Here is a 22674-nt window from a genome sequence, read left to right as displayed (position 1 = left end):
GGGGACCCGAAGCGGGTCTATCGTGGTTCTCGCCTTGCTGCCAACAGAATCGGAGAGGCCGTTGCTCTTCTAGAGGTTTTCTCGCCTGCATCCCTGCACGCACACCTCTGGAGCAATCATGTCTACATCCCCTTCCCTGCGCATGTCCGATCTCACCTTCGCGTGGCCGAGCGGCGATCCCGTTTTCGACGGACTCGACGCTGTGTTCTCCTCCGGCAGAACAGGACTCGTCGGATCGAACGGGGCCGGTAAGTCCACCCTGCTGAAGATCGTCACAGGCCAGTACACACCGACCCGCGGTTCGGCCACCGCCGACGGAGTCGTCGGCTACCTTCCGCAGGACATCGCCCTGCACACCGATCGCCGGGTCGACGACATTCTCGGCCTTCGTGCTCTCCGAGAAGCGTTGCATCGCATCGAATCCGGTGACGGATCCGAGAACGACTTCGGTGTGGTCGGCAACCGCTGGGACGCCGAGGACCAGGCCGTCGCACTGCTCGGGCAACTCGGTCTTGGCCACATCGTTTCTGTCCGAACCGATCTGGACCGTGTCATCGGAACCCTCTCGGGTGGGGAATCGATGCTGTTGGCTCTGACCGCACAGTTGCTGGCGGAGCCGGACGTACTGCTGCTCGACGAGCCGACGAACAACTTGGATCTGCACGCTCGCGCCCGGCTCTACCAGGCTGTTCAGTCGTTCGACGGTGTCTTGGTGGTGACGAGTCACGACGTCGAACTCCTCGATCTCATGGACTCCACGGCCGAGCTGAGGGCCGACCGATCCGGGCCGACTCGGCTGCGGATGTTCGGCGGCAACTACTCGCACTATCGATCGGTGATCGATGCCGAGCAGGAGGCTGCTCGGGCCGCACTGCACGATGCCAAGAACGACGTTCGCAAACAGGAACGCGAATTGGTCGAGGCCAGAACGAAGATCGATCGACGGGCGCGGTACGGCAAGAAGATGTACGAGCAGAAGCGCGAGCCCAAGATCGTCATGGGCGCGCGTAAACGGGCAGCTCAGGTTTCGGCGGGCAAGTTACGCAACAACCACATCGAGAAGGTCGACGACGCTCAGGAGGTACTTGCCGCTGCCGAGGAACGGCTCCGTGACGACAAGGAGATTCGCGTCGACCTTCCCGACACGGAAGTGTTTGCCGGACAGCAGATCACGGCGGTCGACGAACTCGCCATCGTCGGTCCGGAGCGGATCGCGTTGATCGGGCCGAACGGCAGCGGGAAGACCACCCTGCTGCGTGCGATCGACAAGGCGGGACCATCGGTACCGTGGCGGTACCTGCCGCAGCGCCTCGATGTGTTCGACGAATCACGAACGGTGGCAGATAATGTCGCCGATGTGGCCGTTCACGCCACCAACGAGCAGATCCGCGCCCAACTCGCGAGATTCCTGTTCCGCGGCAGCGACGCGGACGCCGTGGTGTCGACGTTGTCGGGCGGGGAGCGCCTGCGGGCGGCGATCGCCCGAATCCTGCTTGCCGACCCTGCACCGAAACTGCTCATGCTCGACGAACCGACGAACAATCTGGACCTCGCCAGCAAGAAGCATCTGACCGAGGCGCTGGCGAGCTACCGGGGCGCACTCGTCGTCGTCAGCCATGATCTGCCGTTCCTACGAGACCTCCAGCCGACGAGATGGGTGGAGTTGGGCCGAGACGAGGAGACCGATTTGCCGGAGTCACTGTAGGTTCGAGCGATGACCGTAGCGGGAATCGTCCGCCGACTGCCCGGAGTAGTCACTGCCCGCGGTTACCGCCGCGAGTGGCTGCGCAGCGACATCACGGCAGGCCTGGTACTGACAGCTCTTCTCATTCCAGCCGGAATGGGATACGCGCAGGCAGCAGGGTTGCCCGCGTACGCCGGGTTGTACGCCACGATCGTTCCGCTGCTCGCGTACGCGGTCGTCGGTCCGTCGAAGATTCTGGTCCTGGGGCCGGATTCGTCGCTGGCGCCACTCATCGCCGCCGCTGTCATCCCATTGGCCGTCACCGACGACCCGGCGAGCGCTCTGGCGTTGGCGGGGATCCTCGGCGTGCTCGTCGGCGTGATTTTGATCGCGGGTGGCTATCTTCGGCTCGGGTTCGTCACCCAGCTGCTGTCGAAACCCATCAGGCTCGGTTATCTGAACGCGATAGCGCTCATCGTCATCGTCGGCCAGCTGCCGAAGGTCCTGGGGTTCTCCGTGGATGCAGACGGTGTGACGGGGCAGTTCACGGAGATCGTCCGTTCCGTTCTGGGCGGCGACATCGACCCGGTCGCCGCTGCTGTCGGACTCGGATGTCTCCTCGTCATTCCCGCTTTCCGACGGTGGATCCCGCGCATTCCCGGCGTTCTCGTTGCGGTCGTCGGCGCGATGGTCGCAGCCGCGCTTCTCGATCTCACCGATCGATTGTCGATGGTCGGCGAGCTACCCCGCGGACTGCCTCTTCCCTCGTTCGGAGGGGTCGACTGGGGTGACGTCGTGTCGCTGATCGGGCCCGCCGCCGCGATAGCCCTGCTGGCGTTCGCCGACACGGGCGTTCTGTCCCGCACTTTCGCGGCCCGACACGGCGAAGAGGTGAACGGCAGCACCGAGATGAAAGCCATCGGCGTGGCCAACGTCGCCGGGGGTTTGTTCGGCGGATTCCCGATCTCGGCGAGTGGATCTCGAACACCGGTCGCCGAACAGAACGGTGCTCGAACTCAACTGACCGGCGTCGTGGGAGCCCTTGCGGTCCTCGCGTTCGTCCTCGCCGCACCCGGGGTCACCGCCTACCTCCCCGACGCGGCGCTCGGTGCCGTCGTGATCGTGGCCGCGACGTCGTTGATCGACGTGTCCGGTCTCGTACGGATGTGGCACATGAGCCGGGTCGAATTCGGGCTGGCGGCAGCCGCTTTCCTCGGCGTCGCCCTCGTCGGGGTGCTGCAGGGAATACTCGTCGCGATCGCCCTGTCGTTCTTCGCCGTCGTCGCGCGCGCCTGGCAGCCGTACCGCACCGAGCTGGTCCGAACGTCGGACCGCCCTGGCTTCCACGACATCGACCGGCATCCCGACGGTGAACGGATCCCGGGTCTGCTTCTCGTCCGATTCGACGCGCCGCTCTTCTTCGCCAACGGCGACATCTTCGACCAGTACATTCGCACTGCCGTCGCAGATGCTCCGGTCCCGGTGGAATGGGTGGTCGTGGCCGCCGAACCCATCACCGGGCTCGACACCACAGCCGTCGACGAACTCGTCGAGCTCGATCAATTCCTGGAGGACAAGGGAATTCGCCTTGCCTTCGCCGAGATGAAAGGCCCGATCAAGGATCGGCTCATCCGTTTCGGCGTGGGCAGCAGATTCGACGGGTCCAGATTCCACTACACCGTCGAAGCCGCCGTCGATGCCTTCCATCGCCGCTGAACTACTCCCGCGATCTGCGCGCGAACAGGCGATCACCCCATTCCGACAGGGGATCGAGAAGTGAGTTGAGCTCGCTCCCGTCCGTGCTGAGCCGGTAGTCGACGCGCAACGGAAACCCGTCGGCTGCGGTGCGCACCACGAGACCGTCACGAACGAGCTCGCGCAATTGGTCGGCAAGCACCTTCTCGGAAATCCCACCGATCTGTGTGCGCAGCTCGGCGAAACGACGATCACCCTCCGCGAGCCGCCACAGAATCGTCGGCTTCCACTTCGACCCGATCAAGCCGAAGACCACGTTCACTCCACATGGATTCGGATCGTTCACGACACACCCCTCCCGCGGCTGTACTTACTTCATTGTGCGTACTCGACGGCAACGCTGCACCCGGGAATCATTCCGATCATGACCAAGTCGATAGCAATTCTGGGCCTCGGCGCGATGGGTGAAGCAATCACACGCGCAGCGGCGGCCAAAGGACATCACCTTCGCGCATGGAACCGAACCCCGAGGACGATCGATGGAATCGCCGTCGAGATGTCGGCCACGGTGGAGGACTCCACGCGAAATGCCGACATCGTCGTCGTGTGCGTGCGAAACCACGAGATCAGCCGAACCGTCATCGATCGCATTCCAGCAACGAACACCAGCGGAGTGTTGATCAACTTCTCAACAGGTACTCCCACCGACACCGTCGACTCGGCTGCGCTGGCCGCTGCCCGAGGAGTCCGGTACGTGACCGGCGCGATGATGGTGCCGACTTCGATGGTGGGAACCGAACACTGCTCGGCGCTCTACGCCGGCGCGGAGGAGGACTTGACCGCCGCACAGCCGATCCTCGACGCACTGGGAGGAAGCAGCGACATCGTCGGGAACGATCATTCGACGCCACCGGCGCTCGATCTCGCGATGCTCGACATCTACTTCTCCGGCATGTACGCCTACTTGCACGCAGCTGCATTGGCCGCAGCTCACGGTGTCGAGCCTGCAGCGTTTCTGCCCTATGCCCGGGGGATCGTCGACACTCTCGGCGGTTCCCTGCCCGCGTCGACGACGTCGCTTCGACACCGTCGGTACGACCAGGGCGACGCCCGGCTGGACATGTGCTTGTCGTTCCTGACGCACATCGTCGAATCGAGTCACCAAGCGGGAATCGACCCCGGTCTGGCGGAACACGTCAGAGCTGCGTCCGCACGGGCTTTGGACCATTGGCCCGCCGCCACGGATTGGGATGTGGTGGCAGAGAAGTTCCTGGGCGAATCCCGCTCCCGACCACGTATGGCCGATACAGGACAATGATGCGGTGGACTTCGCTACCAACCCCGCCGACGGAACCCGCATCGCCTTCCAGGTCGTGGGATCAGGACCACCGTTGCTGCTGGTGCACGGCAGCCTGCTGACGCACACGATCTGGCGAACCTTCGGATACGTCAAGGCACTTCGACCCAGCCGGACGTTGATCCTCGTCGACATGCGCGGCCACGGGCGAAGCGACAAGCCGCACGAGATCGAGGCGTACACGATGGACTCCATCGTCGGCGACCTCGTGGCAGTCCTCGACGCGGTAGGCGTCCCCAGCGCTGATTACTGGGGCTACTCCTACGGCGCCCGAGCCGGCCTGACCCTGGCAGCACGCGCACCCGACAGGGTGACCAAGCTGATCTCCGGCGGCGGTTCGCACGGACCACAGAAAGGCGCCTTCGACCGGCTGTTCTTCCCCGGTTGCGCCGACGTCCTCGCCGACCGAGGAATGGACGGATTCATCGAGGAGTGGAACAAGCACCGGCTGTTCCCCGTCGACGCCGCTACACGTGCTGTGTTCTCCGCCAACGACTCCGACGCCATGGCGGCCTACTTCCGGGCATCCGACGCAGAACCCGGACTGTCCGACGCCGACCTGCGCGGCCTGAAGATCCCGTCACTGTTCTACGTCGGATCCCAGGACACCACGCGACTCGACGACACCGCATCCGCAGCCGCACTCGTGAAGAACTCCGAACTGCACACCATCCGCGGATTCGACCACTCGACCACCCCCGCCGCAAGCGCCGAAGTCCTCGCCGTCGTCGAACCGTTCCTGAAGCATTAGCGTCGTACCCGCTTTTCGGACACCCGCTTTCGGGCTCCCGCCTTTCGGGCTCCCGCTTTTCAGGACCGAATGTGCCGTTCGGTCACTTGAAGTGACCGAACGCCACGTTCGGTCCGGAAAAGACACGGTCAGAGGTACAGATCCCGCTTACGGACGAGGACTGTGGCGATGACGCTGATGACGGACGTTCCGACGAGGAAGGTGCAGGCCAGCCAGGGTGATCCGCTGCCTGCTGCGATGAGGGCGGTCAGGATCAACGGTGTGACGCCCGAGGCGTAGATGCCGGAGAACTGGTAGACGATGGACAGTCCGGTGTAGCGGATTTCCGTCGGGTAGAGGCTTGCGTACAGCGTTCCTTGTGCGCCGTAGAACAGGGCGTGGACGAATCCGAAGACCAGGACGAGGCCGAGGCCGAACAGCCACAGGCTTCCGGTATCGAAGAGGGCGAACACCGGGAACACTGCCGCTCCGTAGAGTGCGATGCCGATGACGTAGATCCTCTTGGCGCCGTATCGGTCGACGAGCAGTCCGGACAGCGGGAGCAGCAGTGCCATGACGACGGCTGCGACGGTGACGACGAGCAGCACCGGAACCTTCTCGAAATCCAGTTGTGTCGTTGCGTAGGTGATGGCGAAGACACCCCACGTGTTGAAGGCAGCGCCTTCACCCCACCGCGAGAGAAGACCGAGCACGGTTCCTCGAATGGACTTGCGCGCGAACACCTCACGGACCGGTGCCGACGAGCGTTGCTTCAGGTCGGTGACTTCCTGGAACGCCGGTGTCTCTTCCACTTTCAGGCGTACCACGAGGCCGACTGCCACGAGCACCAAGCTGAGCAGGAACGCGATGCGCCATCCGTAGGCGAGGAAGGCGGCGTCGTCGAACACTGTTTGCAGAAGCGCGAACACCGCTGTGCCGAGCGCCAAGCCGAGTGCCAGTCCGATCTGCGGGATGCTTCCGAACAGGCCGCGCTTCTTCGCCGGACTGTGCTCGACGGCGAGCAGTACGGCGCCGGCCCATTCGCCACCGAGTGCGAAGCCCTGGAGTATCCGAAGAAGGAGCAGAAGGATCGGTGCGAGTACGCCGATCTGTTCGGTCGTCGGCAACGCGCCCATCAGTGCCGTGGCGATGCCCATGATGAACATCGTCAGAGCGAGCGTCTTCTTCCGGCCGATCCGGTCGCCGAAGTGCCCGAACACGACGCCGCCGATGGGTCTGACGACGAATCCGACGGCGAAGGTCGCGAACGACAGCATCGTGCCGACGAACGAGCTCTGATCGGGAAAGAAGAGTCGGTTGAACACCAGGCTTGCGGCGGTGGCGTAGAGGAAGAAGTCGTACCATTCGACTGTCGTTCCGAGGAGGCTCGCCGCGACGACGGTGCGGAGTCGTTTGCGTCTGGCCGGGTCCGATTCGGCCGGTGCGGCCTCGGCGAATGCAGTCATGTGGAGCCAGAGTAAGCCTGCCTCGACAGCAGGTCATGGATTCGAATCAGCCTGATTGCAACCCTGGACACCGTCTGTGGACGTTGCCAGAATCGGACAACATGTCTCTACGCTTCCATTGGTTCCTGCCCACGTACGGCGACTCCCGCAATCTGATGGCGGGCGGACATGGATCGTCGATGTCCGGAGATCGACCCGCGACGCTGAAGTATCTCAACCAGATCGGCGCCGCAGCGGAGAGCAACGGATTCGAGGCGGTCCTGACGCCAACGGGTGCGTGGTGCGAGGACGCGTGGTTGACGACGGCGATGATGATCGACACCACCGAAACCCTCAAGTTCCTTGTCGCCCTACGGCCAGGTCTGCTCAGTCCGACGTTGGCCGCTCAGATGGCCGCGACGTTCCAGTGGCAGTCCGGCGGACGTCTCCTGCTGAACGTCGTCACCGGTGGCGAGGACCACGAGCAGCGACGGTTCGGCGATTTTCTGGACAAGAACCAGCGCTACGAGCGCTGCGGTGAATTCCTCGACGTCACCCGTCGCCTCTGGGCGAACGACGGGCCGGTGTCCTTCGACGGCAAATACATCAAGGTGGAAGAAGCTGCGCTGCAGCGTCATCCGGATCCGGTGCCGCCGATCTTCTTCGGTGGTTCGTCGCCGGCCGCGGGAACGGTGGCGTCGCAGTTCGCGGACACCTACCTGACGTGGGGGGAACCAGCAGCGGCGGTCGCATCGAAGATCGCGTGGATCAGGGACCTTGCGGAGGTGCAGGGCCGCACCCTCGATTACGGCATCCGGCTGCACGTCATCTCACGAGACACGTCCGAGCAGGCGTGGGCAGAGGCGGACCGTCTGCTCGGTGCCCTCGATCCCAAGACCATCGAAGCGGCGCAGGAAAGCCTGTCCCGCTCGGTGTCCGAGGGCCAGCGTCGTATGCGTGAACTGCACGGCGGCGGCAGCGCGTATACGGCAGGCGCCGACGCCCGCTCACTGGAGATCGCGCCCAATCTGTGGACGGGAGTCGGCCTGGTCCGCGGAGGGGCGGGCACAGCCTTGGTGGGCTCACACGAGGAAGTGGCCGATCGCATCGCCGAGTACGCGTCGATCGGGCTCGATCACTTCGTTCTCTCCGGTTACCCGCACCTCGAAGAGGCCTACCACTTCGGTGAAGGCGTGCGGCCGATCCTCGAGAAGCGCGGTCTCACACGGGCCCGTGACTCGAGAAATGTTTCGGTCGGAACACCTTTCATGTGATGCTCCTATGAGTGTCACATGCGGATGGTGTCGTCTCGATACTCCCCGGACAGGACTTCACCGGAGTTCTCGCGGGCTCGAAGCTCGACGCGTCGAATCTTGCCGGAGATGGTCTTGGGAAGCTCGAAGAACTCGATTCGACGCACCCGCAGGTACGGCGCCAGATGTTCGCGGGCGTACTTCAGGATCTCGATTGCTGTGTCCTCGTTCGGTTCCCAGCCGGCGGCGAGGGCAACGTAGGCCTTCGGCACGGCCAGGCGCGTCTCGTCGGGAGCAGGGACGACGGCCGCTTCGGCCACGGCCGGGTGCTCGATGAGCACGCTTTCGAGCTCGAAGGGCGAGACCTTGTAGTCCGATGCCTTGAACACGTCGTCGGTGCGTCCGACGTAGGTGATGTAGCCGCGTTCGTCACGGGATGCCACATCGCCGGTGTGGTAGTACCCGCCGGACATGACTTCGGCGTTGCGAGCCGGGTTGTCCAGGTAGCCGGTCATGAGGTTGAACGGATGCTGCTCGAGGTCCAGGCAGATTTCACCCTCGTCCGCGCGCTCACCGGTCACCGGATCGATGATCACGACGGGCACACCGGGGAGCGGTCGACCCATCGAACCGAACTTCAGCTCCGCGCCCGGCGTGTTCGCCACCAGCGCAGTGGTTTCCGTCTGACCGAAACCGTCACGGATGTTCAGGCCCCACTGCTTCTGCACGTGCGAGATGACTTCCGGGTTCAACGGTTCGCCCGCACCGATGGCCTCACGCAGCGCACCCCGGCCACCGGAAATGTCGGCCTGAATCAGCATGCGCCACACCGTCGGCGGGGCGCAGAACGTCGTCACCTCGGCGCGACGGATCTGCGCGAGCAGAGCCTTGGCGTCGAACCGGGTGTAGTTGTAGACGAAAATCGTCGCCTCGGCGATCCACGGTGCGAAGAAGCAGCTCCACGCGTGCTTGGCCCACCCGGGTGAACTGATGTTGAGGTGGACGTCGCCCGGCCTGACACCGAGAAAGTACATCGTGCTGAGGTGGCCGACGGGGTAGGACACCTGGGTGTGCTCGACCAGTTTCGGCTTACTCGTCGTTCCCGAGGTGAAGTACAGCAGAAGGCGATCGTCGGGGGCTGTCACCGTCTCGAACGATTGCGCGTCCTGGACGTCGTACGCCGAACGGAAGTCTGTCCAACCGTCGTGCGCACCGACCGACAGCTTCAGATACTCACCCGGCACCTCGTCGAACTTCGGTGCGTCGGCGGGGTTGACGACGACGGCCTTGGCTTTCCCGCGCTGCAGGCGGTCGGTCAGGTCCGCGGAGCCGATCGCCGTGGTCGTCGGCATCAGAACGGCGCCGAGCTTCATGACGGCCAGCATCGACTCCCAGAGCTCGACCTGGTTGCCGAGCATCAGGATCACCGAGTCGCCTCGGCCGATGCCCAGAGATTCCAGCCACCGCGCCACCTGGTCGGAACGCCGCGACATGGCGTCGAACGTGTACTTGCCCTCGGACCCGTCCTCCTCGACGATCCACAGGGCGGTGCCGTCGTTGCCTCGTGCGTACGCGTCGAACCAGTCGATGGCCCAGTTGAACTTCTCACCGAAGGCGGGCCACTGGAAGTTCTCCGTCGCAGCGTCGTAATCGCCGTAGGCATCCAGCAGTACGTCGCGGGCCTGCTTGAACGCGGTGTAGGCCGTTCCGTCCGTCATGATCACTCCCTAGCTGTGGCGCACATCTCACTTACTCTTCACGCTATTGAGTCGAGTGGTGCGCGCGCTACCCCCGAACAGGGGTACGGGGGTAGCCGCTTGGTTCCGGGGGTGCTCAGATCCGCTCACCCGATTCCGGGTGGAACAGGTGAATTGCACCGTCCAGCCGTGTGAGGGCGACGCTTTCGCCGATCTTTGCGGGAGCGCGAACGGCCGAGCGTGCGACGAGGGACACCGGTCCACCGTCGAGTCCCTTGACCTTGGGGTCGTCGAGGTGGGCGTAGACGTACGATTCGCTGCCCAGCTCCTCGATGAGGTCGACCTTGCCCTCGAAACCTTCCCCGCTTCCACGCGTGATCCCGAGCTGCTCGGGCCGAAGCCCGACGGTCACGTTGTCCAGTCCGAGCGAGGCGAGCTTGGTCAGTTCGTCGCGTTCGAGAGGCAACAGGAAGTTGCCGATCTGCACTCCGCCGGACCCGATGGGCACCGTCATGAGGTTCATCGCGGGCGAGCCGATGAAGCCGGCGACGAAGGCGTTGACCGGATTGTCGTAGAGGTCGGTGGGCGACGCGAACTGCTGCAGCTTGCCACCGCGCAGCACGGCAACCCGGTCACCCATCGTCATGGCCTCGACCTGATCGTGGGTGACGTACACGGTCGTCGTGCCGAGACGACGCTGCAGGGCCGCGATCTGCGTACGCGTCTGCACGCGCAGTTTGGCGTCGAGGTTGGACAGAGGCTCGTCCATGCAGAACACCTGGGGCTCACGAACGATGGCGCGGCCCATGGCAACTCGCTGACGCTGACCACCGGACAGCTTGCCCGGCTTACGGTCGAGGTACTCCGTCAGGTCGAGGATCTTGGCGGCCTCCGCGACCTTCGCCTTGCGCTCCTCCAGCGGGACGCCGCGCATCTTGAGCGCGAAGCCCATGTTCTCCCCGACGGTCTTGTTGGGGTAGAGCGCGTAGTTCTGGAAGACCATGGCGATGTCGCGGTCCTTGGACGGCACGCCCACCATGTTCTTTCCACCGATCTCGATGGCGCCGCCGTCGATCTCCTCGAGCCCGGCGAGCATGCGCAGCGCGGTGGACTTGCCGGAACCGGACGGTCCGACGAGGACGACGAACTCGCCGTCCTGGATGTCGAGGTCGAGTGAATCGACGGCGAGCTTGTCGGCACCTTCGTAGACGCAGGATGCCTTCTTGTACGTGATTGCAGCCATTTCAGTGAGCTCCTGTACCTATTTGATGGCGCCGAAGGACAGACCGCGCACGAGCTTGTTCTGCGCGAACCATCCGGCAAGGACGACGGGGAGGGCTGCGAAGGTCGCAGCGGCGGACAGCTGTGCCCAGTACAGGCCCTGTCCGGTGATGAAGCCGACGAGGTAGACCGGAATGGTCTGTGCCTGAACGGCGGTGAGGTTGACGGCGAAGAAGAACTCGTTCCACGAGAAGATGACGCAGATGAGCGACGTCGCGGCGATACCGGGAGACACGAGCGGCAGGATCACCTCACGCACCGAGGTCCACAGCGATGCACCGTCCATGCTGGCGGCCTCGAGCAACTCGCTCGGAACTTCCAGGAAGAACGACCGCATCATCCACACCGCGATGGGGAGATTCATTGCGGTGTAGAGGATCACGAGTGTCCAGATGTTGTCCAGCATGCCGATGTCGCCGACGATGACGTACAGCGGAACGATTGCCGCGACCACCGGGAGCATCTTGGTGGAGATGAAGAAGAACAGCACGTCCTTCGTCTTCTTCACCGGCCGCAGCGACAGAGCGAACGCGGCCGGAACACCCAGCAGCAGAACGAGAAGCGTCGAGACCACGGTCGCGAACGCCGAGTTGAGCAGGGTGGTGCCGATACCGCTCTCGAGCACTCCGCGGTACTGATCCAGCGTCGGGGTGAAGAACAGCTTCGGTGGGTCCGAGTAGGCGTCGGCCTCCTGCTTGAAACCGGTCAACACCATCCACAGCACGGGGAAGAAGAACGTGATGCCCGCGACCCAGGCGACGAACGACCAGATGGTGCCCGGGCCCCACTTGCTCTTGCGCTTGATGGCGACACCGTCGGATGTCTGCGGTACTGCTTTCTTGTTCGTGGTAGCGGTACTCATCACGCAGCCTCCTCGTTTCCACTGAAGCTCTTGAAGATCAGTCTCAGCGCCAAGGTGCTGACGATGATGGTGGCCACCACCGTGACCACGCCCATGGCCGCGGCCTGCCCGATGTCGAATCCGAGGAAGGCGCGCTGGTAGATGTAGAACGGCAGGTTCGCCGAGGCGACACCCGGGCCGCCCGAGGTCATCATGTACACCGCGTCGAAGGTGTTGACCAGGTAGATCGCACCGAGGACGGCACCGAGTTCGATGAACCGCCGCAGGTGCGGGAGGGTGAGCTCCCGGAACAGCTTGAAGGGCCCTGCGCCGTCGACTCGCGCCGCCTCGGAGATGTCCTTGGGCATCGACTGCAGACCGGCGAGAATCAGCAGCATCATGAACGGCGTCCACTGCCAGATCAGGTTGGCCATGACGGCCGGCAGCGGGTAGCGAGAGACCCAGTCGATCTGGTCCACGCCGAACGGGCTGAGCACGAAGTTGATCAGGCCGAAGACCGGATCGAACATCGTGGTCTTCCAGATCAGCGCACCGGCGACCGGAGTGATCAGGAACGGTGTGATCAAGAGCGTACGGATCAGGCTGCGGCCGATGAACTTTCGATCCAGCAGCAACGCCAGGAACAGACCGAGGATCACCGAGATGATGACGGTGCCGACGATCATGATCACCGTGTTCAGTGCGACTTCACGAAACTGACTGTCGCGGAACACGTCGACGTAGTTGTTGAGCCAGTTGAACTCTCGCGAACCAGGTCGGACGAGGTTCCACGACTGAGTCGAGTAGTACAGCGTGAACAGGAAGGGGATCTGGGTGACGACGATAGCGAACACCATCGCGGGCAGGAGCGGGCCGCGTCGACGCCACCCCTCGGCCTTGGAGATGGTTCTCGGTCTCGGTACGAACTTCTCGGAATCGGCTTCCGCCGATCGCGTTTCGGTGGTGGTCATCCCTGGCCCTCCTGGTACGTCTTACCGACCACTTCGGCGTACTGCTGCGCTTGTTCGAGCGCGTCCTGGACGCTGATTCGTCCTGCTACTGCTGCACTGATCTGTTGGCTGACACGAGTTCCGAGGTCCTGGAACTCGGGAATGGTCAGGAACTGCACGCCCGTGTACGGGACGGGGTCGACCGTCGGATTGTTGGGGTCCGCACCGTTGATCGAGTCCAACGTCACCTGGCCGTACGCCGCAGACGCTTCCTTGTACTCGGGAATCTCGTAGGTGGACAGGCGGCTTCCGGGCGGAACGCGCTCCCACCCCAGCTCGTTTCCGACCTTGTTCAGGTACTCCTTGCTGGTCATCCACGACACGAACTTCCATGCGTCGTCGGGATTCTCCGAGGTGGTGGGGATTCCGAGCGCCCAGGAGTACAACCAGCCGTTGTCGCCCTTGGCTTCGCTCGGGGCCTTGGCGTATCCGATCTTGCCGACGACGTTGCTGGACGTCGGATCCTCGAGCACCGACACGGCGGAGGTGGCGTCGTACCACATCGCGGTGTTGCCCTGCGAGAGCTGCGTTCCGCACTCGCTGAATCCGCTGGTTGCGGCGCCGGGCTGGCCGTGCTCGCGGACAGTGTCGACGTAGAACTGAACGGCGGCTTCGGTTTCCGGGCTGGTGAGCTGTGCGTTCCAGTCCTCGTCGTACCAGCGTCCACCGAACGAGTTGATGACGGTGTTCAGCGGGGCGAGAACCTCTCCCCAGCCGGGCTTTCCGCGGAGGCAGATTCCCGAGACGTCAGGGCTGTCGAGTTTCGCGGCGGCGTCGGCGACTTCCTGCCACGTCGGCTCCTCCGGCATCGTGATGCCTGCCGCTTCCATCAGATCCTTGCGGTACATCAGGAACGACGACTCACCGTAGAACGGGACGGAGTACATGCTGCCCTCGTAGGACAGTGACTCCTTCAGCGGCGGAATGAAGTCGTCCTCGTCGTAGCCAGGCGTCGCGTCGGCGTACTCGGACAGGTTGGTGAGCCAGCCGTTCTCGGCCCACTGCGGGGTCTCGAAGTTGCTGATCATCACGACGTCGAACTCACCGCCACCGGTGGCGACGGACGCGGTGATCTTGGCACGAGCCTCGTTCTCCGACAGAGACACGAACTTCAGATTGATACCCGGGTTCTCGGCCTCGAACTCGGGCGCCAACGAGATGGCGTCGGACATCTGCGAGTTCGACACGATGGCGACGGTGATCGTCGTGCCGTCACCGTCACCACCGATCGAACCTGCGCCGGCACAGCCGGACAGCGTCAGGGTCGTCGCGAGCGAGGCCGCGACGACCACCTTGGGTAATAACCTCACTGGGACACACCTTCCGTTGTATGCGCCATCAACCAACGCGCACTTTCGATGTCGGTGACGAGTACGGAGGCGAAGCCACCGCGAAGTGCACCGAGTATTGCCTGGTGTTTCTTCACACCACCGGAGATCAGAATTGCCCGGTCGCACGACCGAATGGCGTCGAGTCCGACGGACACCGTTCGGTCCGGAAGCGAACCGCCCGTCGGGGTCCCGTCGGCATCGAAGAATCGTCCACCGATTTCACCGACGGCGCCGAGACTGCGGAGCTCGTCGATGATCTCCAAGTCGATGAAGCTGCCCTCGAACAGCGTGGTCGACGTGGAAACGGGACCGAGGCCGTACATCATCGCTTCGGCCTCGGTCCCGGCTTGTAGGGCGCGGGATATCACTGAATCCTGCTGCAACGCCGTCACTGTCGCCGGATCGGCGTACAGCGGCGCGTTGAGCCGGACGGGCCGCGCCTGCAGGTATTCCGCGCAGCGGCCCAGGGTGTACTCCACACCGGTCTGGTAGTCGGCCGAACTCATCGACCCGTCGAGCTGGACCACCTGGGCGCATTTCGCGCCCCTCGACTTCAGCGAGTGTGCGACGGCCACGGTTTCCGGGCCCCACGTGAATCCGAGTGTGTCGGTCGACGCCAACCGCCTGGACAGCACCGCGGCCGCGGCACGCCCCAGCGATCCGTACCCCCGGTCGGTGCCGTCGATGACGTCGGGAACGACGAGAGCTTCCGTCAGCCCGAAGGTTCGCTCGAGATCGCGCTCGATATCGGCGTGCACGGTGCCCTGCAACTCGTCGGGCACGTTGATCTCGATGGTGACCAGCCCGAGCGCTCGCGCTTTGGCGACCAGCCGTCCTGCGGTGGGGCGGGAGACCCCGAGCTTGGCGGCAATCTCCGCCTGCGTCGCCCCCTCGACGTGATACATCGACGCCGCACGGAGGGCGAGCCGCAGGTCATCGGTGGTTTTCGACGAACGCTGCGGTCCCGGAACCTCGGGGACCGAAATTGTCACGACTCTCCTGCGGACGGTGAGCATATGCTCAGGGTGTGTTCTTCTGCTCATTAAGCTAACATTCAGGTGTGATCTACACAACACCAACCCAAGAGGAGTTTCCGGTGCCACAGTCGATGCAGGTCAGCGTTCTCAGCGGACCCCACGAGATTCGACTGGAGGAGCGACCGGTTCCCACCCCGGCGGCCGACGAGGTTCTGGTCCAGGTCACCGCCGTCGGAGTCTGCGGATCCGACGCGCACTACTACCGGGAAGGCCGAATCGGCGACCACGTCGTGAACGGCCCACTGGTACTCGGACACGAAGCAGCAGGCGTGATCGTCGGAGTCGGTTCCGCAGTGGCCGACACCCGAATCGGCCAGCGCGTCTCGATCGAACCTCAGCGCCCGGATCCGACGAGCGCACAGTCGCGCGCCGGCCGATACAACCTGTGCCCGTCCATGGAGTTCTTCGCGACGCCGCCGATCGACGGCGCCCTCGCCGAGTACGTGTTGATCCAGTCGGTCTTCGCGCACACGATTCCCGACGAGATCTCCGACGAAGCCGCTGCCCTCTTCGAACCGTTGTCGGTCGGCATCGCGTCGGCCCAGAAGGCACGGATCACGGCGGGTTCCAGCGTGTTGATCGCGGGCGCGGGCCCGGTAGGCCTCGTGACCGCACAGGTCGCCCGCGCATTCGGCGCCACGACCGTGATCGTCAGCGACATCGACGCGGCTCGTCGGGTCAACGCATCCACCTTCGGCGCGACGCAGGTCCTCGACCCTGCAACGGACGATGTTCGAGAGCTCGAGGTCGACGCGTTCATCGACGCGTCCGGTGCGGCCAGGGCCGTCGTCGACGGCATTCATGCGGTTCGGCCCGCAGGTACCGTGGTGCTGGTGGGTATGGGTGGATCCGACTACGCGTTGCCGATCTCGTTGATCCAGAACCGCGAACTCGTACTGACCGGAGTGTTCCGCTATGCCAACACCTGGCCCATCGCTCGTGAACTGGTTCTCGGCGGACTGGTCGACCTCGACGCAATGGTCACCGCACGGTTCGATCTCGCTCACGCCGAGGACGCGTTGAACGCGGACAAGGTCGCTGGAAGCATCAAAGCTGTTGTCATCCCAGGACTCTCGAAGGAGACCGACGTATGAAGCTGAACTCGCGCACACTCGACGACTTCATCGAGGACGTCGCAGTGCCCACCTACGATCGGTCCGACGTGACGGCCGGGATCGTGCATTTCGGTGTCGGCGGGTTCCACCGCGCCCACCAGGCGATGTACGTCGACCGACTGCTTCAGCAGGGCGAGGCGTCGGAGTGGGGAATCTGCGGTGTCGGCGTCCTCCCCGGTGACCGGAAGATGAAGGACGTCATGGACGCCCAGGACTGCCTGTACACGCTGGCGCTCAAGCACGCGGACGGCACCTGGGACACCCGAGTCATCGGGTCCATCGTCGAGTACCTCTTCGCACCGGACGATCCCGAGGCCGTGATCGAGAAGATGGCCGCGGAGTCGACGCGTATCGTCTCGCTCACCATCACCGAAGGCGGATACAACTTCTCCGCGACGACGGGCGAGTTCGACGCCGAGAATCCGTCCATCCAGGCCGATCTGAAGGACGGGGCCGTTCCGTCGACGACGTTCGGGTTGGTCGTCGACGCTCTCGCGCGACGCAAGGACCGCGGACTGAAGCCGTTCACCATCATGTCCTGCGACAACATCGAGGGCAACGGGCACATCGCGCAGTCGACGTTCACTGCGTTCGCGCACCTGAAAGATCCCGAGTTGGCGCAGTGGCTGACCGCCGAGGGCGCATTCCCCAACTCGATGGTCGATCGCATCACGCCGGTGACCACTCCCGAAGTGGTGCAGAGCCTTTCGGAGCGTTACGCGCTGGACGATCAGTGGCCTGTCGCGGGCGAGCCGTTCACGCAGTGGGTCCTCGAGGACAAGTTCACGCTCGGTCGCCCTCCGTTCGAGGACGTCGGAGTACAGGTGGTCGAGGACGTCACGCCGTACGAGCTGATGAAGCTGCGACTGTTGAACGCGAGCCATCAGGCACTCGCGTACTTCGGCTACCTCAGCGGCTACCGGTTGGTGCACGAGGTAGCCCAGGACTCACTGTTCTCCGAGTTCCTGCTGGCCTACATGAACAACGAAGCGACTCCGACGCTGCAGCCGGTCCCCGGCATCGATCTGGGTGACTACAAGAAGACACTGATCGAACGCTTCTCCAACCAGGAGATCCGCGACACCGTCGCGCGGCTGTGCGCGGAGTCGTCGGACCGAATTCCCAAGTGGCTGTTGCCCGTCATCCGCAAGAATCTCGAAACCGGCGGAGACATCCGGTTGTCCACTGCCGTCGTCGCCAGCTGGGCACGGTACGCCGAAGGTGTCGACGAGCAGGGTCAGCCGATCGAGATCGTCGACCAGCTCGCCGACACCCTGATTCCGATTGCCCGGAAGCAGCACGACGATCCCACGGCCTTCATCGCCAACCGCACAGTCTTCGGCGACCTGATCGACAACGAACGCTTCGTCACCGAATACCGCACGCAGTTGGACTCTCTGCACTCCGAAGGCGCCCGCGCGACCCTGGAACGCCTCCGCCACACGTGAGTGGAGATGTAGGGCAGGGCCTACATCTCCACTCACACAGGGGTTACTTGCCGAACTCCGCCGTTCCGACGGTCCAGGCCTTGGCCTGATCGCTGAGCGTGAAGCCGAGGCCCGGGCGGTCGGAGAGATGCATCCTGCCGTCGCGGGTTTCGAGGTGCTCGTCGAACAGCGGATCGAGCCAGTCGAAGTGCTCCACCCACGTCTGCAACGGGTACACCGCCGCGAGGTGGAGGTGAATCTCCATCGCGAAGTGCGGTGCGAGCTGCAGGTTGTGGTGCTCGGCCAGCGAGGCCAACTTGAGGAACTGCGTGATTCCGCCGATACGCGGGGCGTCGGGCTGAATGATGTCGACCGAACCTGCCTCGATCAAGCGGACGTGCTCTCCGACGCTGGCCAACATCTCACCGGTCGCGATGGACGTGTCGAAGGTGCGCGCGAGCATCGCGTGACCTTCGGCGTCGTAGGCATCGAGCGGTTCTTCGATCCAGACGAGGTCGAACTGTTCGAGAATGCGGCACATACGGTTCGCCGTCGGGCGATCCCATTGCTGATTGGCGTCGACCATGAGCGGGACGTCGTCGCCGAGGTGCTCGCGGACAGCTGTGACGCGGGCGATGTCGGTGCGCCAATCCGGCTGACCCACTTTGAGTTTGATGCCGCCGATTCCGGCCGCGAGGGATGCCGTCGCATTGTCCAGGACTTCTTCGATCGGGGTGTGCAGGAACCCGCCGGAGGTGTTGTACGTCTGCACGGAATCGCGTGTCGCACCGATGAGTTTCGCGAGCGGCAGCTGCGCACGCTTGGCCTTGAGGTCCCAGAGTGCGATGTCCACGGCCGCGATGGCCTGTGTGGCAACGCCGCTGCGCCCGACCGACGCCCCTGCCCACTGCAGCTTGGTCCAGATCTTGGCGATGTCGCTGGGATCCTCGCCGATCAACACCGGTGCGATCTCTTTCGCGTGTGCGAACTGGGCCGGTCCACCGGCACGCTTGGAGTAGCTGAAACCGATTCCTTCGTGGCCCTGCTCGGTTCTGATCTCCGCGAACAGGAACGCGACCTCGGTCATGGCCTTCTGCCTGCCGGTCAGAACCTTGGCATCGCTGATGGGGTTCTTCAGCGGCAGCGTGATCGACTTCAGCGTGACGTGTGCGATCCGGTCGATGGTCGCGTCGCCGGCCGCGAGGGCCTTGATCGCCGCGTCGGGTGCGGTGAGGCCGCTGGTGGGCTTCGAGGTTCTTGTCTCTACGTCGATGGACACTGCGACTGATCTCCCTTGAACGGCTGGTGGTGTACCTCACACGCTAGGAGGTCCATTCATTCAAGTCCAAGACTATTTGTGGATACATCGATACTGGTTCAGCATCGCCGACGCGGGATGGAAATACACCGGACTGCATGCATCTCCATCCCGAAAGCCCGTCAGTCGACGAGGCGTTCGCCGGTCACGGTCGAGAACAGATGCGTCCGCTCCGCCGCATAGGACAAGGTGATCTTCTCGCCCCGACGCGGCGGAATGCGACCGTCGGCGCGCACGACGATGGGCTGCTTGGCTCCGTTCACGTCGGCCTGGCCGTAGACGTAGGCGTCGGCGCCGAGTTCTTCGACGACGTCGATGGTGACCTCCAGGCCCTCTCCCGTCGTGATCTCCAGATCCTCGGGACGTACGCCGAGCGTGACCGAGCTTTCCCCGATGCTCGCAACAGCCGAGCGTGGGACCGGCACGATCTCCCCGCCGAAGCTGACGCCGCCGTCGACAAGCGGAAGTTCCAGAAGGTTCATCGCGGGCGACCCGATGAACCCGGCGACGAACACGTTGTTCGGGTGCTCGTACATCCGGCGCGGAGTGTCGCATTGCTGCAGCACGCCGTCCTTGAGCACCGCGACGCGGTCGCCCATCGTCATGGCCTCGACCTGGTCGTGGGTGACGTAGACGGTGGTGGTGGCGAGGCGACGCTGGAGCGCGGAGATCTGCGCGCGCGTCTGCACACGCAGCTTGGCATCGAGGTTGGACAGCGGCTCGTCCATGAGGAACACCTGCGGCTTCCGGACGATCGCGCGGCCCATCGCGACACGTTGACGCTGACCGCCGGACAGCGCCTTGGGCTTGCGGTCGAGGAACTTGGTGAGGTCGAGAATCTTGGCCGCATCCTCGACGCGCCGCTTGATCTCGCCCTTGTCCTCACCGGCGATACGCAGGCCGAAGCCCATGTTCTCGCCGACGGTCATGTGCGGGTAGAGCGCGTAGTTCTGGAACACCATCGCGATGTCGCGGTCCTTCGGCTGGAACTCGGTGACGTCGTTGCCGCCGATGGTGATCGCGCCGCGGTCGACGTCCTCGAGCCCCGCGAGCATGCGGAGCGACGTCGACTTTCCGCAGCCGGACGGGCCGACGAGGACGAGGAACTCGCCGTCCTCGATCGCCAGATCGAGCTGATCGACGGCAGGCTTGTCCCCGCCGGGAAAGAACTTGGTGACGTTCTCGAACGCAACTGTTGCCATGATGGGTGTGCTCCTTCACCGGCAGGAACGTGCCGGACGATCCGAGTGGGAGGTGAACGTAGTGTTCATGTATGTGAACTTGAGTCAAGATGGTGACTTCGTTTCGAACTATGCACTAACGTGATGCGCAGCACAAGACTTTTCGACGGAAACGAGGAAACATGACGACGCTGTTGATCACCGGCGCGGCCGGAAACATGGGCAAGATGCTCCGGCCACTGCTACGTCGCCCGGACCGGACACTGCGGTTGTTCGACATCGCCGAGATCACCGATATCGACTTCGCCACAGAAGAATTCGTCCAAGGATCGGTCACGGATCGCGACGCCGTATCGCGTGCGGTCGACGGCGTCGACGCCATCCTGCATCTCGGCGGCCTCAGCACCGAGGACTCCTGGGTCAACATCCTCTCGGTCAACGTCGACGGCACCCAGGCGATCTTCGACGCTGCCGTGACCCACGGAGTGACCCGGGTGGTGGCAGCGTCGAGCAATCACGCGGTGGGCTTCTGGACGCACGACGAGGCAGGCGGAAAGCCGTTGCCCGGCGACGTCGGCCCGCGTCCCGACGGCTTCTACGGCTGGTCGAAGGCTGCCGTCGAAGCACTCGGACGGCTGTATCACGATCGTTTCGGAATCGACGTGGTGAATCTGCGCATCGGATCGAGCTTCGAGAAGCCACCGAACTACCGCGGCCTGGCCAGCTGGATGTCGCCGGCCGACACCGCCCGCCTCATCGAAGCGTCACTCTCCGACAGCGCCAAGGGATTCCACACCGTCTGGGGAATCTCGAAGAACTCCCGCGCCTGGTGGTCGGGCGAGCAGGGCGCCGCCATCGGATACGAGCCCCAGGACGACGCCGAGCAGTTCGCCGACGAATTCCTCGCCGACCACGAATGGACCTTCGACGACCCGATCCTCCAGCGCGTCGGTGGTGCCTTCTGCGACCACCCACTGGGCACACGCATGCACTAGTGGGCTGCCCTGTTCGCACCGAACGTGGCGTTCGGTCACTTGAAGTGACCGAACGTCACGTTCGGTGCGGCGGGGGTGAGCAGCTAGGAGTAGTCCGCGATGACGGAGCCGAGGGCGTTCAGCTGTGGCTTGTTGACCAGTCCGAGGTGGTAGAGGTGGAGTTCGTTCGCCCCGGCTGCGACGGTGGCGGCGACGTGGGCGCCGGTGTCGTCGAGTTTCTTCGGCGGCAACACCGAGACGTAGGCGCCGACGGCGGTGTTCTCTCCCACCAGGGCTCGGGTGCGCTGCACGACGGAGACGGTTTCGGCGGTTCCGGGCCAGGCCGAGACGAGGACGGCGTCGACGTCGGAGGCGGCGGTGCTGGTCAAGGCAGGCGATGGGCCGGTCTTCCAGGGATCGGGGTGGCCGTGCAGCGTGACGCGGACGCCGGGCGACTCGGTTCGGACGGCGGCGAGTACTGCTCCGCGCAGCCGGTCGGCGTCGGCGTGGCGCACGGTCAACACGGCGTCGGCTTCCACGCCGTCGAGTACGTCCTCGATCGTCGACGACGGCGCCAACGTTCCCGCGGACAATGCGTCGATTCCGTCGCGCAGTTTCGCGACGATCTTGTCCGAGTCGACGCCGTGTTCGGCCCAGGCGGACAGCTCGCGGGGAGTGCAGCTGATCGACATCAGGGTGTCCCCGATTCCGGGGTAGGCCCCGTCGGTCTTCTCGTGCGGCCCGACGTGCGCGATTCCCAGCTGACCTGCGGCTTCGACCGACACGCCGTACACGTCGACACCGCGGATCGCTTCGCTTGCCAGGGTGCGTGCGTACGCGACGATGTCCGGGTGGCCGGGTGCCAGTGCGTACGGGTACCGGTCGCCGAATGCGTTGACGACGGTTGCGCCCGGGTTGGCCTGGCCGATGATCGTGCTGTGGGACAGCACGATCCACGCGTGCACCTTGATTCCGGCTGCCACGAGAAGCGCGGCGGCGTCGCCGAATGCGTCCTCGGAGCCACCCCATGATGCCGTCGGGGCGGCGATCGCAAGGCCGTCCCACGCGTCGCCGCGCACGGGCCGGTACAGAGCCGCGTGGTGGGCGTCGACCACTTTGTGCTGCGGATGCAGGGGGGTGGCTGCACGGGTCGAGTGGTAGCTCGCGGCGAGCGCGACCTCTCGAACGCCGAGGTCCAGGGCGCGCTGGACGAAGTGCGGGTCGCCCAGCACGTCCCACGGGTAGGCGTGCGCGACGATGCGGTCGACGGTGTGCTCGGACATTCAAACCCCTCAGGA

The 22674-nt window shown here is 64.3% G+C and carries 19 protein-coding genes; 8 read left to right on the top strand and 11 right to left on the bottom strand.

What is annotated here, in order from left to right:
• Positions 1-142 precede the first annotated feature (142 nt).
• Both BH95_RS22165 and BH95_RS22160 read left to right on the top strand, forming a co-directional pair.
• Entirely contained in the window at positions 143-1705 is a 1563-nt protein-coding gene (locus tag BH95_RS22165; RefSeq protein ID WP_037184122.1) for an ABC-F family ATP-binding cassette domain-containing protein, read from the top strand.
• 9 nt (positions 1706-1714) lie between these two features.
• Positions 1715-3400: a SulP family inorganic anion transporter gene (locus BH95_RS22160; RefSeq protein WP_037184119.1), complete on the top strand. Its 1686-nt coding sequence runs from the start codon at positions 1715-1717 to the stop codon at positions 3398-3400.
• 1 nt (position 3401) lies between these two features.
• Here BH95_RS22160 and BH95_RS22155 read toward each other — a convergent pair whose 3' ends face one another.
• Positions 3402-3725: a winged helix-turn-helix transcriptional regulator gene (locus BH95_RS22155; RefSeq protein ID WP_230594018.1), complete on the bottom strand. Its 324-nt coding sequence runs from the start codon at positions 3723-3725 to the stop codon at positions 3402-3404.
• 78 nt (positions 3726-3803) lie between these two features.
• On the opposite strand from BH95_RS22155, the gene BH95_RS22150 reads away from it, so the two are divergent.
• On the top strand, positions 3804-4697 hold the full coding sequence (locus BH95_RS22150; protein WP_037184116.1) for an imine reductase family protein: 894 nt from the start codon (positions 3804-3806) through the stop codon (positions 4695-4697).
• Positions 4698-4701: 4 nt separating this feature from the next.
• A complete protein-coding gene (locus tag BH95_RS22145; RefSeq protein WP_037184113.1) occupies positions 4702-5487 on the top strand; it encodes an alpha/beta fold hydrolase in 786 nt (261 codons plus the stop codon).
• A gap of 128 nt (positions 5488-5615) precedes the next feature.
• Here BH95_RS22145 and BH95_RS22140 read toward each other — a convergent pair whose 3' ends face one another.
• Positions 5616-6932 (bottom strand): MFS transporter, encoded by a 1317-nt coding sequence (locus BH95_RS22140; RefSeq protein ID WP_033190304.1) that lies wholly within the window; start codon positions 6930-6932, stop codon positions 5616-5618.
• 101 nt (positions 6933-7033) lie between these two features.
• On the opposite strand from BH95_RS22140, the gene BH95_RS22135 reads away from it, so the two are divergent.
• Positions 7034-8185, top strand: a complete 1152-nt coding sequence (locus BH95_RS22135; protein WP_037184110.1) for an LLM class flavin-dependent oxidoreductase — start codon at positions 7034-7036, stop codon at positions 8183-8185.
• A 14-nt stretch (positions 8186-8199) separates the two neighbouring features.
• Here BH95_RS22135 and BH95_RS22130 read toward each other — a convergent pair whose 3' ends face one another.
• The 6 genes from BH95_RS22130 to BH95_RS22105 all read right to left on the bottom strand — a co-directional run bounded on the left by BH95_RS22130 (position 8200) and on the right by BH95_RS22105 (position 15340).
• Entirely contained in the window at positions 8200-9882 is a 1683-nt protein-coding gene (locus BH95_RS22130; protein WP_208601194.1) for an AMP-binding protein, read from the bottom strand.
• Positions 9883-9997: 115 nt separating this feature from the next.
• Complete coding sequence (locus tag BH95_RS22125) at positions 9998-11104, bottom strand: ABC transporter ATP-binding protein (RefSeq protein WP_019667815.1); 1107 nt, start codon at positions 11102-11104, stop codon at positions 9998-10000.
• A gap of 18 nt (positions 11105-11122) precedes the next feature.
• Entirely contained in the window at positions 11123-12004 is an 882-nt protein-coding gene (locus tag BH95_RS22120; protein WP_019667814.1) for a carbohydrate ABC transporter permease, read from the bottom strand.
• Positions 12004-12954 carry a carbohydrate ABC transporter permease gene (locus tag BH95_RS22115; protein WP_019667813.1) on the bottom strand — a complete coding sequence of 317 codons (951 nt, stop codon included), beginning with the start codon at positions 12952-12954 and terminating at the stop codon, positions 12004-12006. Before BH95_RS22115 ends, BH95_RS22120 begins: the two co-directional genes overlap by 1 nt.
• Entirely contained in the window at positions 12951-14303 is a 1353-nt protein-coding gene (locus tag BH95_RS22110) for an ABC transporter substrate-binding protein (protein WP_442981368.1), read from the bottom strand. The genes BH95_RS22115 and BH95_RS22110 overlap by 4 nt, the downstream gene beginning before the upstream one ends.
• The gene (locus BH95_RS22105) at positions 14300-15340 is read right to left on the bottom strand and encodes a sugar-binding transcriptional regulator (protein ID WP_080738078.1); all 1041 of its coding nucleotides are present in this window, start codon (positions 15338-15340) and stop codon (positions 14300-14302) included. The genes BH95_RS22110 and BH95_RS22105 overlap by 4 nt, the downstream gene beginning before the upstream one ends.
• Positions 15341-15432: 92 nt before the next feature.
• On the opposite strand from BH95_RS22105, the gene BH95_RS22100 reads away from it, so the two are divergent.
• Both BH95_RS22100 and BH95_RS22095 read left to right on the top strand, forming a co-directional pair.
• Positions 15433-16455: an NAD(P)-dependent alcohol dehydrogenase gene (locus BH95_RS22100; protein ID WP_033190329.1), complete on the top strand. Its 1023-nt coding sequence runs from the start codon at positions 15433-15435 to the stop codon at positions 16453-16455.
• Entirely contained in the window at positions 16452-17924 is a 1473-nt protein-coding gene (locus tag BH95_RS22095; RefSeq protein WP_037184101.1) for a mannitol dehydrogenase family protein, read from the top strand. Before BH95_RS22100 ends, BH95_RS22095 begins: the two co-directional genes overlap by 4 nt.
• 43 nt (positions 17925-17967) lie before the next feature.
• Here the strand turns inward: BH95_RS22095 and BH95_RS22090 are convergent, their stop codons facing one another.
• Together BH95_RS22090 and BH95_RS22085 are read right to left on the bottom strand one after the other, a co-directional pair.
• On the bottom strand, positions 17968-19182 hold the full coding sequence (locus BH95_RS22090; RefSeq protein WP_020112357.1) for an L-talarate/galactarate dehydratase: 1215 nt from the start codon (positions 19180-19182) through the stop codon (positions 17968-17970).
• A gap of 161 nt (positions 19183-19343) precedes the next feature.
• Positions 19344-20423, bottom strand: coding sequence for an ABC transporter ATP-binding protein (locus BH95_RS22085; protein ID WP_019667807.1), 1080 nt, complete (start codon positions 20421-20423; stop codon positions 19344-19346).
• 161 nt (positions 20424-20584) lie between these two features.
• Between BH95_RS22085 and BH95_RS22080 the strand changes: the two genes are divergently transcribed.
• Positions 20585-21397 carry an NAD-dependent epimerase/dehydratase family protein gene (locus tag BH95_RS22080; RefSeq protein WP_037184099.1) on the top strand — a complete coding sequence of 271 codons (813 nt, stop codon included), beginning with the start codon at positions 20585-20587 and terminating at the stop codon, positions 21395-21397.
• An 83-nt stretch (positions 21398-21480) separates the two neighbouring features.
• On the opposite strand, the gene BH95_RS22075 is transcribed toward BH95_RS22080, so the two are convergent.
• A complete protein-coding gene (locus BH95_RS22075) occupies positions 21481-22659 on the bottom strand; it encodes a hypothetical protein (RefSeq protein WP_037184096.1) in 1179 nt (392 codons plus the stop codon).
• Between the last annotated feature and the right edge of the window lie 15 nt (positions 22660-22674).

Origin of the sequence: Rhodococcoides fascians A44A, from assembly GCF_000760735.1 — a bacterium.
In the GTDB taxonomy this organism is placed as follows: domain Bacteria; phylum Actinomycetota; class Actinomycetes; order Mycobacteriales; family Mycobacteriaceae; genus Rhodococcoides; species Rhodococcoides fascians_E.
The sequence above is the reverse complement of the archived record's forward strand: the minus strand, read 5'-3'. Positions and strand labels throughout refer to the sequence as shown.

Coding starts and splice junctions, on each gene's coding strand:
- BH95_RS22165 (WP_037184122.1), top strand. CDS start 143: ATGTCCGATCTCACCTTCGCGTGGCCGAGCGGCGATCCCGTTTTCGAC.
- BH95_RS22160 (WP_037184119.1), top strand. CDS start 1,715: ATGACCGTAGCGGGAATCGTCCGCCGACTGCCCGGAGTAGTCACTGCC.
- BH95_RS22150 (WP_037184116.1), top strand. CDS start 3,804: ATGACCAAGTCGATAGCAATTCTGGGCCTCGGCGCGATGGGTGAAGCA.
- BH95_RS22140 (WP_033190304.1), bottom strand. CDS start 6,932: ATGACTGCATTCGCCGAGGCCGCACCGGCCGAATCGGACCCGGCCAGA.
- BH95_RS22135 (WP_037184110.1), top strand. CDS start 7,034: ATGTCTCTACGCTTCCATTGGTTCCTGCCCACGTACGGCGACTCCCGC.
- BH95_RS22130 (WP_208601194.1), bottom strand. CDS start 9,882: ATGACGGACGGAACGGCCTACACCGCGTTCAAGCAGGCCCGCGACGTA.
- BH95_RS22125 (WP_019667815.1), bottom strand. CDS start 11,104: ATGGCTGCAATCACGTACAAGAAGGCATCCTGCGTCTACGAAGGTGCC.
- BH95_RS22120 (WP_019667814.1), bottom strand. CDS start 12,004: ATGAGTACCGCTACCACGAACAAGAAAGCAGTACCGCAGACATCCGAC.
- BH95_RS22115 (WP_019667813.1), bottom strand. CDS start 12,954: ATGACCACCACCGAAACGCGATCGGCGGAAGCCGATTCCGAGAAGTTC.
- BH95_RS22105 (WP_080738078.1), bottom strand. CDS start 15,340: ATGCTCACCGTCCGCAGGAGAGTCGTGACAATTTCGGTCCCCGAGGTT.
- BH95_RS22100 (WP_033190329.1), top strand. CDS start 15,433: ATGCAGGTCAGCGTTCTCAGCGGACCCCACGAGATTCGACTGGAGGAG.
- BH95_RS22095 (WP_037184101.1), top strand. CDS start 16,452: ATGAAGCTGAACTCGCGCACACTCGACGACTTCATCGAGGACGTCGCA.
- BH95_RS22085 (WP_019667807.1), bottom strand. CDS start 20,423: ATGGCAACAGTTGCGTTCGAGAACGTCACCAAGTTCTTTCCCGGCGGG.
- BH95_RS22080 (WP_037184099.1), top strand. CDS start 20,585: ATGACGACGCTGTTGATCACCGGCGCGGCCGGAAACATGGGCAAGATG.
- BH95_RS22075 (WP_037184096.1), bottom strand. CDS start 22,659: ATGTCCGAGCACACCGTCGACCGCATCGTCGCGCACGCCTACCCGTGG.